12 protein-coding genes are annotated in these 16,335 nt (G+C 39.8%); 6 read left to right on the top strand and 6 right to left on the bottom strand.

Annotated elements, in window-relative coordinates; translation table 11 throughout:
• Positions 1–46: 46 nt before the first annotated feature.
• Complete coding sequence (locus tag JMN32_RS17785; protein WP_202857706.1) at positions 47–4,183, bottom strand: S8 family serine peptidase; 4,137 nt, start codon at positions 4,181–4,183, stop codon at positions 47–49.
• 243 nt (positions 4,184–4,426) lie between these two features.
• Here JMN32_RS17785 and paaN point away from each other — a divergent pair, with 243 nt between their 5' ends.
• Both paaN and JMN32_RS17775 read left to right on the top strand, forming a co-directional pair.
• On the top strand, positions 4,427–6,094 hold the full coding sequence (gene paaN / locus JMN32_RS17780) for a phenylacetic acid degradation protein PaaN (protein WP_202857705.1): 1,668 nt from the start codon (positions 4,427–4,429) through the stop codon (positions 6,092–6,094).
• 156 nt (positions 6,095–6,250) lie between these two features.
• A complete protein-coding gene (locus JMN32_RS17775; RefSeq protein ID WP_202857704.1) occupies positions 6,251–6,715 on the top strand; it encodes a MaoC family dehydratase in 465 nt (154 codons plus the stop codon).
• A 106-nt stretch (positions 6,716–6,821) separates the two neighbouring features.
• Here JMN32_RS17775 and JMN32_RS17770 read toward each other — a convergent pair whose 3' ends face one another.
• Positions 6,822–7,571: a sulfite exporter TauE/SafE family protein gene (locus JMN32_RS17770; RefSeq protein WP_202857703.1), complete on the bottom strand. Its 750-nt coding sequence runs from the start codon at positions 7,569–7,571 to the stop codon at positions 6,822–6,824.
• 205 nt (positions 7,572–7,776) lie between these two features.
• On the opposite strand from JMN32_RS17770, the gene JMN32_RS17765 reads away from it, so the two are divergent.
• The 4 genes from JMN32_RS17765 to JMN32_RS17750 are packed head-to-tail and all read left to right on the top strand — an operon-like array spanning position 7,777 to position 13,408.
• The gene (locus JMN32_RS17765) at positions 7,777–8,433 is read left to right on the top strand and encodes a TetR/AcrR family transcriptional regulator (RefSeq protein WP_202857702.1); all 657 of its coding nucleotides are present in this window, start codon (positions 7,777–7,779) and stop codon (positions 8,431–8,433) included.
• Between the two features lie 29 nt (positions 8,434–8,462).
• Complete coding sequence (locus tag JMN32_RS17760; protein WP_202857701.1) at positions 8,463–10,637, top strand: peptidase domain-containing ABC transporter; 2,175 nt, start codon at positions 8,463–8,465, stop codon at positions 10,635–10,637.
• Between the two features lies 1 nt (position 10,638).
• Positions 10,639–11,997, top strand: coding sequence for an HlyD family secretion protein (locus tag JMN32_RS17755; protein WP_202857700.1), 1,359 nt, complete (start codon positions 10,639–10,641; stop codon positions 11,995–11,997).
• On the top strand, positions 11,975–13,408 hold the full coding sequence (locus JMN32_RS17750; RefSeq protein ID WP_202857699.1) for a TolC family protein: 1,434 nt from the start codon (positions 11,975–11,977) through the stop codon (positions 13,406–13,408). Before JMN32_RS17755 ends, JMN32_RS17750 begins: the two co-directional genes overlap by 23 nt.
• A gap of 13 nt (positions 13,409–13,421) precedes the next feature.
• Here JMN32_RS17750 and JMN32_RS17745 read toward each other — a convergent pair whose 3' ends face one another.
• The 4 genes from JMN32_RS17745 to fmt form a co-directional block, all read right to left on the bottom strand.
• The gene (locus JMN32_RS17745; protein ID WP_202857698.1) at positions 13,422–14,216 is read right to left on the bottom strand and encodes an SDR family oxidoreductase; all 795 of its coding nucleotides are present in this window, start codon (positions 14,214–14,216) and stop codon (positions 13,422–13,424) included.
• Between the two features lie 33 nt (positions 14,217–14,249).
• Complete coding sequence (locus JMN32_RS17740; protein ID WP_202857697.1) at positions 14,250–14,750, bottom strand: dihydrofolate reductase; 501 nt, start codon at positions 14,748–14,750, stop codon at positions 14,250–14,252.
• Between the two features lie 100 nt (positions 14,751–14,850).
• Positions 14,851–15,285 (bottom strand): BLUF domain-containing protein, encoded by a 435-nt coding sequence (locus JMN32_RS17735; protein ID WP_202857696.1) that lies wholly within the window; start codon positions 15,283–15,285, stop codon positions 14,851–14,853.
• Positions 15,286–15,402: 117 nt separating this feature from the next.
• Positions 15,403–16,329 carry a methionyl-tRNA formyltransferase gene (fmt, locus tag JMN32_RS17730; RefSeq protein WP_238354528.1) on the bottom strand — a complete coding sequence of 309 codons (927 nt, stop codon included), beginning with the start codon at positions 16,327–16,329 and terminating at the stop codon, positions 15,403–15,405.
• Between the last annotated feature and the right edge of the window lie 6 nt (positions 16,330–16,335).

Genomic DNA, 16,335 nt, shown 5'->3' with positions numbered 1-16,335 from the left:
AATTTTTTTAAAAAAACTAGTCTCACCTAAGCGAAGAAAGAGGTGGTTACCCCTTCACAACCTTCCTGTAAAAAGTACTGCTTTTTGTCTGTACCTTGATGAGGTATGTTCCGTTTGGTAACCCTTTAAGGTCTATGTAGTTTTTGTAAGACGGTACTTTGAGCAGTAATTGACCGCCTGTAGTTAATACTTCTATTTCTGTATCACCTCTATTAGAAATGTTTAAAAGACCAGTTGTGGGATTGGGATAAATTTTAAACTGGCTGGTCAGGTGATCATCAATGACACCACTAATAACCTCCAGTCGTACTGAGTGAGAAACGGAATCCTGGCAACCAAGATTATCTTTTGCGTAAAGCTCCAGCTTATAGTCACCAGATTGGTTTATGTTGATGTCTGGAATAGCTTCCATACTTATCGTGTCACCAGAAATTACCCAGACATAAGAAGTAGCTCCAGTGGTTTCATTAGTGATGATAGTTGATCTCATTTCTGGAATATAAACAGCGTTAAATTTTGCTTTCAGATCACTGACATTGATTTTAATTTCTGCCGCAGTACTTTCCTTCAAGCTATCTATATTCGTTATGTATAAAGAGGTATCAGTCATTATATTCACAATTTCAATTGAAGAGCCCTTATATTGAAGGGTATTAAGGCCTGGGTCACTATAGAAGTAGAAAATCTGGCCATTTTGAGGTGCGATAAGCACTTTGTCCCCTTTGCAAATATCATAAGTCTGGTTTGCAGGACTGGGGTTTCCCGTTGGCGTAATTATCTCCGCCAAGGAATCCAGACAGCTGTTGGAATCCTCGGCTATTAACATTACCTCAAAAGAGTTATACCCGCTGTAATCAAACATAAGATCTCCACTAACTTTTGCAAGACTATTGTCTATTAACCAATAGTATAAGACCTCATGCTCACTCTGACTGGTAAAATGTAACAAGTTTTTCTGGCTTAGATCTAGCGTATCGATGGAGTAGGAGAAGTCAGCTTTGACATCACTTATGTTAACACTTACTATTGTGGGGTTGCTTTCATATAGGGAGTCGGCGCTGGTAATGTAAAATATCGTGTCGTTATAAATACTCCCACTAGCGAAGTTTGTTCCACTGAATATTTCCTGACTAAGAAGGACATCATCATATACCCTTAGCTGGGTGGCATTGGTTGCTGATAAGTTTATACTTTCGCCTTTGCAAATATGCTGATCATTAATGTTTGGTTTGTTGCTTCTATTGGCTACTTCCAGATTTTTCGAGGTCATCTCAATACACCCTAAGTCATTGGTGGCGGTTAGTTGAACAGTATAAGTACCTTTTTTTGTGTAATTCATTATAGGGTTTTCAACCGTTGCGGTATAGCCATTATCAAAGTCCCAATGCCAGGCCACTGCATCCTTGCTTTTATCAGTCATGCTAACTGTTGTTTTTCCTGTTTCGTCGAGAAGTAAAGGCGAAGGAGATATTGAAAAATTAGTATTGACATGCTTTGGCACTGCAATTACCCGAACCAGATCCCCGTCATAAGCTTCATCTTTATTCATAGCATAATATGTTTGTGTGGAGCTAACAATAGGAGTAGTATATGAACTTCCGGTAGTGAGCAGGTTGCTGAGGTTTATATCACTATAGAACTCATAGATGTCGCCCTGAGGAGGATCTATTGTGGTGGGTGTTCCCGGGCAGGTATAGGCAGTATAAAGAAGTGGAGGTGAGTTCTGATATTCCTGGTATCTGGATTGAGCCTGAAGTATGGAGTTTTGTAAATCAACCAAAGAGTTGCCAACCACAACTGCAATAACCAATTTCTCACTTTTATTGGTATTTAGGTTGAGGATAGAACCTCCCAGTACATGTGAAACATCATTGCCATTATTAACGTCACCCGAGCTGGTGTGACCAATACCTTGAGATACAAGGCTATATTTTTTACTGTCACTAATAGAGATAGAAATGTCAGCAATATTACCATTGAAATTTTTGTTGTTTATGGCATAATAAATAGGAGCTTGATCACTCAAAAGTGCTAGGCCCGCATATAATGTGTCACTAGCAGGATCGTGAACATACCCAAGTTTATGGGAGGCATCCCAATTGGCTTTGTTAAAGTCTTTGTTGTTCAGGTTCCAATCAGCAAATATGGCGGCATGAAGGTTCGAGATGGTATTATTTCCGGTATTGGTTATTCTGTACTCTAATATCTTATAGTTACTTTCAGTTGGGCCTTCCCATGCCAGTGTTTTTTGTTCAACCATTATATCAAGGTCGCTGGATGAGTGATTAAAAGTATTTCTTATATCCAAATCAGCCTCAGAGTTATTGTAGAACTTAATATTTTGTTGAGTAGTGAAATCTTTTGATCGCTCGTGCACAGCCAGGTAGACAGGCGCATTGTCAGCTACTGTAGTTGAGTTGATGGCATTAATCAGGCCAATATTCTCTAATATTTTTGTGCCTTTGAAGGTTATCCCAATGCCGTTAAGTGTACCGTCTTTGTTGTAGCCAAGGTTACCATTGCTGCCTACCGTAATACCCATATTGCCACTATTCAGTGTAATATAATCAGGAGAGCTTTGGATCTTGAAATATTGAAAATCCTCATAAACACCGTCTTTGAAGTCGACCCGGAAATAAATATCTTCATCAGGAGGGAGGTCGTTATGTAACAAAACCTTGAATGGTGAGTTAGTATTTGTTTTAGTACCCAAAGTTTGGATGCTGCCAAACTCAAATTTCTCGTCAAGTATGGTGACGTATGGAGAAGGGCTCGACAGGGTGGAGGTTGCGGAAGTCGTGGTTTTGGAAAGGAAGTTAGTCAGTTCGGTGGTTATTGTCAAAGTATCACCATAAAAGGCATAGTGGCCGATTCCATTGTCGTAATCAATTTGGGTTATTCTTACTGAAGGGGAAAGGTTATCTGTAAGCGCGTTGAGCATGTTTAACCGACCTTTACCCATTTGTCCTTTGAAAGGTTGATTGGCGGGTTTGTCATAAATATCATCGGCAGTTACACGAACCCGTTCCATAATCTGCAGTGCTGTTAAGTTTGGGAAGCGGGCTCTTAAAAGAGCTAAAGTGCCAGCCACCAAAGGGGTGGAAAGTGAAGTGCCAAGACTGAAGCCATACGAATTACCCTTTCGAGTGCTATAAATGTCCTGTCCTGGAGCTACAATATCAATGTTATAACTATAGGTTGACCAGGTAGGTTTTTCATCAAAAATGGTAGTTGCACCAACAGATATTACATTGTCAAACGATGCTGGATAAAAGTCAAGGAAGTCATTGGTGTTGCCCGCTGCCGCTACAACGGCTGCGTCTTTTTCAAGTACAGCATAGTTGATAATATCCTGACCAAATTTAGAGTAGGAATTTGCGCTACCCCATGATAAGTTTATTACTTTGCAACCCAGATCTGCAGCTAGGGCTATTGCTTCATAACCATTCCTGAAAGACCCATAGCCACTTAGGAATATCTTTATAGGCATTATCCGAGATCTATAGCCGGTTCCCGCTATGCCTATTTCATTATTTGTTGATGCTCCCGAAAGGCCACTGACAAGCAAGCCATGTTCGTCAGTATCGGCTTCAGGAATGTTGTCGTTGTTTGCAATGTCCCAACCTTGAAAATTGTCGATAAGACCATCACCATCATCATCCACCCCATTAATAGGATCTTGATAGTTGTAGCTTATGTTATCTTTGATATCTTCATGGTTGAGTTCAGTGCCTGTATCGAGGATAGCTATTACTACTGTGGTGTCCCCTTGCTCAATAGTCCAGGCATCATAAGCATTGATTAAACTGAGGTAGGTTTGACGGCCTACATCGGGTTTGGCCTCAGGGTCGTTAGGAGTTAGCAAAGGCTTATGCTCGAAGTAGGGTTCTGCGTAAATTACCTCATCATGAGCCAGGAGGTTATTGATTACGTCTATGACTTTCTCATCAGGCTTGATGGTAAGCTTGTAGATATTGGCTAAAGGGTGAGGTTTTTCTCCTGACCGTGCAGCTTCATTGATATCTTTGATGTATGAAAGGGCAGGTTCAATATTAGAGATTTTTACCTTGCTGAAAACCGGGAGTGATTTTAGTGAAGTCTCTCCACCTTTTGCCCTGGCTATTGAGGCTGGCTTCAATTTTACAATGATGATAGAGGGGTTGTACTCCTGCTGCTTGGACAAAGTGTACTTTCTTTGTTGACAAAAAGAGTAAAAAGAGATGGATAAATATAAAAATAAGAATAAATAAGACTTCAATTTGTTGGCTTATTGATTTTACTATTAATATGCTAAAAAATACTAAGGTAAACCAGAAAAGTTTGGTTCCTGTTGTTGGGAAATCATTTAAAAAATAGGTCAATAAAGCTTATATTCGCTGCATAATCATTGCAAAAGCTTAACAAAACAACTTCAATAATCAATACCATGAGTTTATTCGAAAAGCATAAAGATATTCTAAATAAATCAATTGAAGCGCTTCATAAGAGAGCCTTTTTTGCGGCATACCCTGAACATCCCTCTCCCAAGATCTACGGGGAAACAGCCGATGAAGATGGGCGTAAGAAGTTTCAAGGGGCAATGGGTAGGAAGTTTGAAGAACTTCTGCAAGGTGATGCTGAAAGCTGGATAGGTGTAGAGGAGTCACCTTACCTGCAGGATGCGTTGAATATTCAATATCCGGCATATAGCACTGAAACCCTAATTGAAAATGCGAAAAAAGCTTTTCATCAGTGGAGGAAGGTAGATGTGGAGGATAGGACAGGCATATTGATAGAATCGCTGGACAGAATAAAAGAACGCTTCTTTGAGATTGCCTATGCTACTATGCATACAACAGGGCAAGGTTATATGATGGCCTTTCAAGCTTCTGGTCCACATGCTGCTGACCGGGCACTTGAGGCCATTGCTGTCGGCTATGAAGAGTTGAAAAGGTTCCCTAGTGGTGTTATCTGGGATAAGCCAATGGGTAAATATAATATTAAACTTGATAAGGAGTGGAGAGCAGTACCTAAGGGCATAGGTCTTGTTATTGGTTGCTCAACGTTTCCTACTTGGAATTCTGTGCCTGGAATATATGCTAGCTTGATAACAGGTAATCCGGTACTGGTGAAGCCGCATCCAGGAGCCGTTCTTCCTATAGCTATTTTTGTGGCAGAAATTCAAAAAGTACTTCAAGAGAATGGTCTTGACCCTAACATTTGTCAGTTGGCAGTGGACAGCTATGACAAAATGATCTCTAAAGACCTCGCTGAGCATAAGGATGTGAAGGTGATCGATTTTACAGGTAACTCAGCGTTTGGAAGTTACCTTGAAAAACTTGATGGTAAGGCGGTATTTACCGAAAAGACAGGTGTTAACTCGGCTATTATAGACTCTGTTGACGATGTGGATAAGGTAGCAGCAAATCTGGCTTTCTCCTTGACCCTTTATTCGGGACAAATGTGTACTGCACCTCAGAATTTTTATATTCCAAAGGATGGTATTAACACTCCTAACGGTAAAGTAAGCTTTGATGAGTTTGCCCAAAAGTTGGTCGACAATATTAATGGGTTGGTAGATAACCCTAAGGCGGGACCTTTTGTACTGGGAACAATACAAAATAAGAATACTTGTTCCAGAGTTGATGAAGCTAAAAATATAGGAGGCAAAGTATGGCTTGAATCACGAAGCATAGAAAACCCAATGTTTAAGAATGCAAGGATCTCAACACCAGTATTGGTTGAAGTTGATGCTGCCGATAAAGAAAAATTTAGCAAAGAACTATTTGGGCCTATTGGTTTGCTTATTAAAACAAATGATACGGATCACTCTATAGCCTTGGCTAAGGAGATGGCATTAAAACATGGAGCAATATCATGTGGGGCATATACTAATGACCCGCAAATAAAAGAGAAAATAGCTGATGAAATGGCTCTTGCAGCTACACCAGTATCATTTAACTTGGTGGGAGGTATTTACATGAACCAAAATGCAGGATTCAGTGATTTTCATGTTACCGGAGGAAACCCGGCAGGTAATGCCTCTTTTACAAACCCTGAATATGTAGTTAAAAGATTTACTTGGGTAGGTCACAGAGAGCCTGCAAAAGCCTAAGTAATTAATCATAACTTTTTGTATAAGCCGAGTGATCAATTCACTCGGCTTTTTGCGTTTTGCAGTGGCGAGTGGCCTCTTATTATCTTAGTTCCTGTTCCTTAGTTCATCACTATTCGTATCTTTAAGGCCGTTAAAAAACAAGCTTAAGAGACCATGAGCAAACTAGTAATAAGTAGTTTTGAAGAATTTGAAAAATACTTGGGGCAGGAGTTGGGCGTGTCGGATTACCTTAAAATAACTCAGGACCAGATCAATAAATTTGCCGAAGCGACACTTGATCCACAATGGATTCATATTGACCCTGAAAGGGCAGCCGTAGAAAGTCCTTTTAAAAGTACTATTGCACACGGGTACTTGACTCTTGCTGTAGCTCCCTATCTATGGAAACAGATAGCAGAGTTTAAGAATGTTAAAATGATGATTAACTACGGTATTGAAAAGTTGAAATTTAATCAAGCGGTTTTGGTTGACAGTGAAGTTAGGCTTAAAGCCAAACTTCAGTCGTTGCTTAACCTTCGGGGGGTTACCAAGGCACAACTGGATATTGAACTGGAAATCAAGGACAGTAAAAAGCCTGCTTTTACAGGATCATTGATCTTTTTATATCATTTTGAATAGTATAATATAGCTTTAACCTCTAATAACACGAGTAGAGATGAGGAAATAATACAGCTGTCCGGCACCACGAAAAGCCAATAAGCTTTTGAGGTGCTGGTTCCTTTGTTTAAAAGAACCACAACTTTATGGATAGTGCAATGACCATTACTACCAGGAATCTTTTAATCCATCTGTCACCTGTTCTAACGGACCACCGGCTGCCTATCCATGCACCTGCGGAATTTCCAATAGCCAGAGTAAGACCATAATACCAGTCAATCACTCCTTCCATAATGAATACGCCAAGTGAGGAAAGTGTATAAATAAACACAATAAGCACTTTGGCGCTGTTTGTTTTTACAAGGGTAAACTTGTTGATACTGCTCAGGGCAGCCATAATCAAAAAGCCAACGCCAGCTTGAATAAAACCTCCGTAGATACCTACAAAGAAGAAGACTATGATACCAATTACGGTGGACTTAATATCTGTTTTCTCCAAACTTGCTCCAACAACCGTCTTTTTGCTAAATACAGTGACTATAACCACCAGTACCATGATTATGGCTATGATCTTATTGAAAAGGTCATCATCAAGGTTGACAGAAATTTTAGCACCTATTATTGCTCCAAAAAAAGCTGAGATACCCAGATAAAGACTATAAGGGTAAGCAGAAACCCCCTTGGATTTAAAACCTAGTACACCGAAAATATTCTGAGAGAAAATGGCTACACGATTTGAGGCATTGGCTACAGCAGGAGGCAGCCCCATAAAGATTAAAACGGGTAGGCTTAGTAAAGAACCTCCGCCGGCTACAGTGTTAATAAAACCTGCAACCAGACCTGTGCTAATAAGAAGAATGAAGTCAAGTGTGCTCATGGTTTAAAATTTATACACTGCTAAGCTAATTAGATTCCTGAATAAACAAGAATGAACTGCACTTAACAATAAAATAGTCAATAGTTGAAAGAAAAAGCTTGATCCATTGAACCTTTTTTAGATTTGATTGTTTAGTATTGCAATTAGTGATGATAGTATTACTTTCAAAAATATAAGTAATTGTATGACGGTTTTAAAACTCCATATGAGCAGTAATTTGTATCTGCGCGACCCTCAGGAAACTGAGTTAGGCAGAAAGATATTGGAAGTGAGTATTGAAATGATTGATGAACTGGGCTTTGAAAAATTCACTTTTAGAAAGTTGGCAGCCAAGATAGAATCAGCCGAACCTTCAATTTATCGCTATTTTGAAAATAAGCATCGTTTATTGGTTTATCTGATAGCATGGTATTGGAACTGGCTCGAATATCGCATCGACTTTAGTACGCAAAATATAGCCAAACCAGAGAAACAACTTAAAATAGCTATTGATGTATTAACACAAAAAAAGGAAAAAGATCTTTTGTTTCCGTCAATTGATGAGGCGGCCCTTTATAGGATTGTAATTGCGGAATCGGATAAGACATATTTGACTAAGCAGGTGGATGATGATAATAAAGAGGGACTTTTTCTAGGTTTCAAATCTTTATGCAAAAAGATAGCCGGATATGTCCGTCTTGTTAACCCTAAATATGAGTTTCCTCATGCGTTGGTAAGTACATTAATGCAGATGGCTCACCAACAGTTATTTTTTTCAGACCATCTACCCTCTCTGACTGAAATAGGGACAACTAATGAAAACGTATATGATATGAATCGTCGGTTTTTGACCGACATGGTGTTTAAGACCATTGATAATTGATCCGTTCAATTTCATTTGGATAGACTAATATGAATAATCAACATATTTTAAATACACTTCAGAAATCGGCTGCTCTGTTAAAGCAGGATTTTGATGAAAGCAGTCTTCATGAGTTTAGTAACGCATATCGTGACTACGAAAGCGTTGATATTCATGATTTTAAACGAGATCTCATTGAGGCGGGTAATGGGCTGCGGATAATCTATCTCGATAATAGCTTGCCCGAAGACTCTTTTGTAGATTTTATAAATGACGTGGAGATTCCTATTGTAGCTTTCTTGGTTAGAGAGGAAGAAAAATATCCAGTCATTTTTTATAAAAAAAAGAGACGAACGTACTATGAAGTTATAGGGGCGAAAAGAGAGGACCCTGTGCCCCTAACGGGTAAAAGCCTACCCGAATTATATAGAGATGAGGTAGGGAAGATAGTTTTTTTGGGTGTTTTTTCCTATAAAAGTCTGGTTAGTGATGATCCTGATGAAGGGGAAAGTATAAAGTCCTTTACGCCATTCAAAAGGTTGATGAGACTGCTGTCAGCGGAGAAAAAGGATATCTCTTACATATATGTCTATGCCATATTTATAGGGCTTATCAGCTTAACACTTCCTATTGGTATCCAAGCGGTCGTCTCTTTAATTTCAGGAGGCGTTTTCTTTAGTTCTGTATATGTCTTGATATCATTAGTGATCATTGGAGTCTTGGCAGGTGGTGGTCTCCAAGTTATGCAGGTAACCCTGGTTGAATACCTTCAGCGCAGGGTGTTTATCAAAGCTGCTTTTGAATTTGCTTTTCGGGTACCACGAATTAAAGCAGAAGCACTTTTAAAACACCATGCTCCTGAGTTAATGAATAGGTTTTTTGATGTACTTACTATACAAAAAGGATTACCCAAGCTGCTAATTGATCTTTCTTCAGGAGTTATTCAAATCATTTTTGGATTGCTTTTACTGTCATTTTATCACCCATTCTTTGTTTTCTTTGGCTTGTTTCTTTTGGCAACCTTGGGGGGTATTTTTTACCTGACCGGAGGCAAAGGGTTGGCGTCGTCGATTAAAGAGTCTAAATACAAATATCAGGTTGTGCATTGGCTTGAGGAGCTGGCCCGCACCATAAATAGTTTTAAACTCTCGGGAAATACCAGTCTGCCCATGAAACGAACCGATGCTAGCGCCAATAATTACCTAAAGTATCGAAAAGCTCATTTTAATACTTTGGTACAGCAGTATTCATTTATAGTAATCTTTAAGGCATTGGTTACAGGTGGTGTGCTGATTATAGGTACCATATTGGTGGTGCAGCGAGAGATAACCCTTGGTCAGTTTGTTGCTTCAGAGGTAATAATTATTCTGATCGTTAGTAGCGTAGAAAAAATCATTATGTATATGGATGTGGTTTATGATGTTCTTACCGCAGTTGATAAGATATCGCAGGTTACCGATTTGCCTCTGGAGCGTAGCGGAGGACTAACGTTTCCCAAAGGCTTTGATACGGGCTTTGAAATTAAGGTTAAAGGTCTATCGTACAAATTCCCGGATAACCATGATTATACATTGAGAGATATTGACCTCTTTGTGAAGAAAAGCGAAAGGGTGTGTATTGCAGGTTCTGGAGGTTCGGGAAAGACAGTATTAACGAATGTCATATCCGGCCTGCTAACGGAGTTCCATGGAGCGGTTACAATTAATAATTTTTCAGTGCGAGACCTTGATTTAAATAACCTTAGAGATAGGGTAGGTAAAAACGTTTCCCAGGAGGACATTTTTGAAGGCACCATACTTGATAACGTGTTGCTGGCGAAACCTTATGCCAAGCCGGAAGATGCGATATGGGCTCTTGAGAAAGTAGGGGCATTGGATGATGTCAATGCTATGCCTCAAGGGTTGGATACCCCTGTTATCAGTGGAGGCAAGGGATTACCTAGTAGCCTTGTGAATAAACTTATACTGGCCAGATGTCTGGCAAAGCATCCATCACTTCTAATACTCAACGATTTTTTTAGTGGCTTTAGCAGACCTGAGCGAATGGCCCTGATGACTATGCTTATTCAACCAGAGAACTCCTGGACGATGTGGGTAGTTTCAAACGATCCAATTGTTATGGCTGCTTGCGACAGGGTAATTGTGTTGAAAAATGGAAAGCTTGAAGCTCAGGGTCCTTTTGAAGAGTTGGTTAATAATGGTGAATTAAAAGATATTCTGGACTAAGATGTTAAACTTATCATCGATATCAATAAAGAAACGGGTAAAAGAGGATGAGCTATATACACTCAAGACTCTGAAAACACCTGATGCGGGCAAGGTGCTGGCGAGATGGTTGCTGGGCTTTATGTTTATGTTTATTGTGTGTCTTTTCCTACCCTGGCAGCAAAACATTAGAGGAGAAGGAAAAGTGACAGCACTAACACCAGAAAACCGTCCTCAAACTGTGGAAAGTGCCATAGCGGGAAGGATTAATGAGTGGAAGGTAATGGAAGGAGAATTTGTAGAAAGGGGGGATACTATTCTGCTACTTTCGGAAATCAAAGATAAATATTTTGACCCTAAACTTTTGGAGCGTCTTGGGGAACAACTCTTGGCAAAAGAGAATGCCCTGAAGTCTAAAAAGAACAAGGCTGAGGCACTGGGTGATCAGATTGCGGCCCTGGAGCAGGCACTTAAGGTGAAACTCAATCAGACAAAAAACAAACTATTACAGACAAAATTAAAGCTAACCAGTGATAGCGTTGATTTTCAGGCTGAAAAGGTGAGGTTTTCAAACTTTCAAAATCAATATGAGCGGAACAAAGTACTGTATGAAGCTGGGAACATTGCTCTTACAAAGTTTCAGGATATTGAATCTAAGCTGCAGGAAAGTAGAATGAAGCAGGTCTCAGCTGAGAATAAATTTCTACAAAGTAAAGCTGAGGTGATGAATGCAAGAATTGATATTACAGGTGTAACAGCGGAGTACAGAGATAAGATCAACAAGGCTGTGTCTGATCGGAATGCTACACTTTCAGAAGTATATGAATCTGAGGCTGAAATTTCGAAGCTGAAAAATGAAATTGCAAACATGCAGATCAGGAGTCAGCAATATTATCTTCAGGCTCCACAGAGCGGCTATATCGTAAAGGCATTGAAAGCAGGGATTGGTGAAACGATCAAAGAAGGGGAGCCGGTGGTTAGCATTATTCCAGAGTCTTTGGATAAGGCAGTGGAACTCTATGTTAAGGCTATGGATGTTCCACTTATTACTCAAGGAAGAAAGGTACGGATAGAGTTTGATGGATGGCCAGCCTTGCAATTTTCCGGTTGGCCAAGTGTTTCGGTAGGTTCCTTTGGGGGAATAGTGAAAGTCATAGATAGAATGGATGCTAAAAATGGAAAGTTTAGGATATTAATTACGCCGGACCCGAATGACGAAGAGTGGCCTGAGCAGGTAAGGTTGGGTTCTGGAGCCAAAGGATGGATTATGCTTGATGATGTACCGATATGGTATGAAATCTGGAGGCAACTCAACGGGTTCCCACCCAGCCTTTATGAAAGTCAAACACAACCTTCAGATGAAAAGAAGAATGATAAATAACATTATTACCGTCTTGTTTTGCCTGGTAGCAGTTTCAGGTGCTGCGCAGTCTGCAGATAGCGTTATTTTCTCTTATGCAGATTTCTATCAGTTGGTAATGAAGCATCATCCTATTATTAAACAGGCTAAACTTCTGCCGCAACAAGCAGCTCAGGAGCTTAGAATGGCTCGTGGTGGTTTTGATCCCAAAATAGAAGTGGGGTGGAATAAGAAGTCGTTTAAAGACACTGAATATTATAATGCATTTAAAGGTGCTTTAAAAATACCTGTTTGGTTTCCTGTTACTCCGGAGATAGGGGTTGAGAGAAACTATGGAGACTACCTTAACCCGGAAAAGTATATTTCTGAAAGAACGAACCACCGACAGGTTTATGGAGGAGTTTCAGTGACAGTAGGTAGAGGGTTGTTCATTGATGAGCGGAGGGCAGTTGTCAAACAAGCACTTGTCTTTCGTGAGATGGTTGACTATGAGCAGGTTAAGCTTATTAATAAGCTGTTGCTTTCGGCGACTGTAGATTATTGGGCGTGGTATTACGCTTATAATAATTATAAGTTGGCAGAGCAAGGGATAAATCTAGCTCATGATATTTTTGATCGAACTCGAATGGCATTTCAATATGGGGAAGTGGCTGCCATTGATACGGTACAAGCATTTATTACCTGGCAAAAAAGAAAGGTGGAGTTTCGGCAGGCTAATATTGAAAGGATCAATGCTACCTTAAAAGTGTCTAATCATTTATGGGAAGCCTCAGGAGCCCCTCTTGAGTTGCAGGATAATGCTATTCCGGAAAAAGTAGTGTTGACGAATGCTTCGGAAGAAGAGCTGACTCGTCTATTGGAGCTGGCCAGAAATAATCACCCCGAACTACGAAAGTTAGATCTCAAAGGTGAGGCTTTGATGATCGATCAGCGTCTTGCAAAGGAAAATTTGAAGCCCAGACTAGATTTAGGGTATTATTTGCTTGATCAGCCATTTGATGCTGAAGGAGATCAAAACAGTGTAACCCTTGAAGATAACTATAAGATCGGGTTGAACTTTTCGTTCCCTCTTTTTTTACGCAAAGAGAGAGCTAAGATAAGTCAGGTGAAGCTAAAGATTAATGATAACAGCTATGAACGCGACTTCAGGGAGAGAGAGATAATTAATGAGATCAACAGTCACTACAATGAATTGGTTAATACAATTCAAATTGTAGCAAACCAGAAGTTGATGGTGACAGGCTACAATGCTATGGTAATGGCCGAGAGGCTGAACCTGCAGAATGGAGAGAGTGATCTGTTTAAGCTCAACGTTCAGGTGGATAAGTTGATAGAGGCAAAAAGTAAATTGCTCAAGCTCAACGCAACATACAAAAAAAATGAAGCTTACCTTTACTGGTCTGCAGGGCTTAACGTTGGCGAAAACCTGTAAGTACCCCGGTACTCTACCTTACTCGGGCTTTTCTTACTACCCTTGCAAAAAGACTGGGGAAGAAGCGTTTAAGGTATACTCCATAAGTTTCCTTTCCGCCTATGTAGACTTCCTTCTTTCCTGATTCAATGGCATGGATCATTTTTCTGGCAAATAGATCTGGGGGCATGCCATTAGCTTGAGCATCATCCATTTGGTTGAGCTTTGTTCCCTTTTCTGTCAATGCATTGACAGAAACATTAGTTTTGATAAATCCGGGACAGATTATAGTAACTTTTATATTGCTCCTATGCAGTTCAGCTCTTAGTGAATCAAAAAAGCCATGTAGAGCATGTTTGGAAGCACTGTATCCTGACCGGTATGGGGTTCCGAATTTGCCCACCAGGCTGGTGACAACAATATAGTGCCCCGTCTTTCTGTCCAGGAAATGAGGCAGCAGGTGTTTTGTGATTTCGACAGTACCAAAATAATTTACTTCCATTAACTTACGATCAACCTCCATATCGGTGTCCTTTGCCAGCGAGCGCTGGCTAATGCCTCCATTATGTATTAGCATGTCGATATGGCCAAACATTTGGACAGCAGCTTCTGTAGTTAATTTCAAAGAATCTCTCTGACCAAGGTCAAGAGGAAGGATTTGTATATCCCCATCTTTTCCTTTGCAGGATGCCTTTACGCGTTCAAGCTCTTCTTTTCTTCTGGAAGAAAGAATTAGTTTGGCACCTCTTTTAGCCAATGCATAGGCAAGAGCTTCACCTATGCCAGATGAAGCACCGGTCACCCATATAACTTTGTTGTTAACATTCATATAGCTATCATGCTTTAAAGAGTTGGAGCGCAGTTACTTCTTTTTGTAAGTTACAAAATCAAATGCATATGCATGTTTTTCGTCGATACTATGAGGTATGCGCTCAATTTCTTGCCATTTTGAATGATGGAATTCGGGAAAAAAAGCATCACCTTCAAAAGAAGCTTTAATTTCAGTAAGGTACATAATATCGGCGACATCTAGTCCCAACCTGTAGATCTCTCCGCCTCCAATAATAAAAGTTTCCTCCTCCTGGTTAGATTTGGCCATGTGAAGGGCTTCGTCCAGGTTATGTACAATATGAGTACCTTCTATAATAAGTCCTTCCTGACGGGTCATAACAATGTTAGTGCGATTAGGCAATGGCCTGAATTTGTAGGGGATCGATTCATAATTCTTTCGCCCCATAATTACATGATGACCAGAGGTTTTATTCATGAAAAATCTCATGTCGTCTGGTAAACTCCAGACGAGATCATTGTCCTTACCTATAACTTTGTTCTCTGCGACCGCAGCGATCATTGATATTTTCATCCTCAAAAGTTCTTATAATTCTAAAATATAAGAAATAAATAAGGACAATAATTGTTTTGGTTAAGGTAGATGAGAAGTAAAACAGCTACGTTTTATGTATTTATACAGATTCGAAGAATTTTTTAAGTACAGCAATTCCTCGATCGTCGTCTTGTTTTTTGCCCTCAATCATGGAGATAAACACTTCCTTATCTGCCGGATCAATGCTGGTTTGGAAAGCAAGTTTGTCCAATGAAATATTCTTATATCCCATATGCCAACTTGGAAAATTCCGTTGTTTTATAGGTCCGTATGATAACATTACGACGCTTTTATGTCTGTCATCTTTTTTGATGTGGTCATATAGTCCCAGGATTTCTTTTGAATCGCCCTCCAGGTACTGGATGAATTTCTTATCTGAGTGTAAAAGTATACCTGTTATATCTTTACCTGGATTATTTTTTTTACACGCATTAAGAATGTTATCAATTTCTGAAGCATCACAATTTTCTTTACGGAGACTTGAGTAAATCAGTCGAAATAGTTGCTTATCCATTTTGTTTAATGTTTTCCTTCATATATTAAACGAAATGAATTAATAAAAGTTTAAACATTCATTGTTTTGGTAAAAAATCTCCAAACATCCAGTAGGTAAGGCAGGCTTACGGGAAGATTAGATAGTATTACCTCTTAAAAACTCCTCAATACCCATTCTGCGCTTGCCTTCGATTTGTAATTCTTTGATATCGACCCCCGCATCAGTAGTTCTGAAATGCAAATAAGTTTTATTGTCAGTAACATACTCACCGGGTTGTAAAGCTTTAAGCTCATCAGTCATTCCTTGCTTTTTGACTTTAAATAGCTTCAGGTTTTTCCCGGTGATCTCAGTCCATGCAGCGGGATATGGCGAGAGGCCACGAATAAAGTTGTAAACACGGTCCGTTGATCGACTCCAGTTTATTTTACACGTTTCCCGGAAAATTTTGGGAGCCGCTTTGAGTTCCTGGTTTTCATTTTGCTCGATTTGAGGGTAGTCCTCTTGTTGAATCGCCTGAACAGTTTTAAGCACTAACTGCGCTCCCTTTTTCATCAGTCTTTCATATAGGTCCCCTACGGTATCATCCTCATGAATTACTTCTTTTTCCTGAAAGATGATTTTTCCAGTATCTATCTCATGTTTCAAAAAGAAGGTAGATACTCCAGTTTCTCTTTCACCGTTAATAATGGCCCAGTTAATTGGGGCAGCCCCACGGTATTGAGGAAGAAGTGAAGCGTGAAGGTTAAATGTGCCTATTTTCGGCATGTTCCATACTATTTCAGGTAACATGCGAAAGGCTACTACAATTTGCAGGTTAGCATTATAGCTTTTTAGTTCTTCGATGAATTCTGGACTTTTAAGGTTGGTAGGTTGGAGTACAGGAACGCCATGCTTTACAGCACAGTCCTTAACCGGAGATGTCATCATTTTTTGCCCACGGCCCTTTGGTTTATCTGGGGCCGTAATAACAGCTACTACATTGAAATTATTCTCAAGAAGTATTTCAAGCGAGGGTACGGCAAATTCCGGGGTACCCATATATATTATTCGAAGATCCTTCATAGCTAA

It is taken from the genome of Fulvivirga marina (assembly GCF_016775155.1).
Taxonomy (GTDB): Bacteria; Bacteroidota; Bacteroidia; order Cytophagales; family Cyclobacteriaceae; genus Fulvivirga; species Fulvivirga marina.
Note: the sequence above shows the minus strand (reverse complement) of the source record. Positions and strands in the feature narration are given on the sequence as shown.

Coding starts and splice junctions, on each gene's coding strand:
- JMN32_RS17735 (WP_202857696.1), bottom strand. CDS start 15,285: ATGGATAAGCAACTATTTCGACTGATTTACTCAAGTCTCCGTAAAGAA.
- JMN32_RS17760 (WP_202857701.1), top strand. CDS start 8,463: ATGAATAATCAACATATTTTAAATACACTTCAGAAATCGGCTGCTCTG.
- JMN32_RS17775 (WP_202857704.1), top strand. CDS start 6,251: ATGAGCAAACTAGTAATAAGTAGTTTTGAAGAATTTGAAAAATACTTG.
- JMN32_RS17770 (WP_202857703.1), bottom strand. CDS start 7,571: ATGAGCACACTTGACTTCATTCTTCTTATTAGCACAGGTCTGGTTGCA.
- JMN32_RS17755 (WP_202857700.1), top strand. CDS start 10,639: ATGTTAAACTTATCATCGATATCAATAAAGAAACGGGTAAAAGAGGAT.
- paaN (WP_202857705.1), top strand. CDS start 4,427: ATGAGTTTATTCGAAAAGCATAAAGATATTCTAAATAAATCAATTGAA.
- JMN32_RS17765 (WP_202857702.1), top strand. CDS start 7,777: ATGAGCAGTAATTTGTATCTGCGCGACCCTCAGGAAACTGAGTTAGGC.
- JMN32_RS17750 (WP_202857699.1), top strand. CDS start 11,975: ATGAAAAGAAGAATGATAAATAACATTATTACCGTCTTGTTTTGCCTG.
- JMN32_RS17740 (WP_202857697.1), bottom strand. CDS start 14,750: ATGAAAATATCAATGATCGCTGCGGTCGCAGAGAACAAAGTTATAGGT.
- JMN32_RS17745 (WP_202857698.1), bottom strand. CDS start 14,216: ATGAATGTTAACAACAAAGTTATATGGGTGACCGGTGCTTCATCTGGC.
- fmt (WP_238354528.1), bottom strand. CDS start 16,329: ATGAAGGATCTTCGAATAATATATATGGGTACCCCGGAATTTGCCGTA.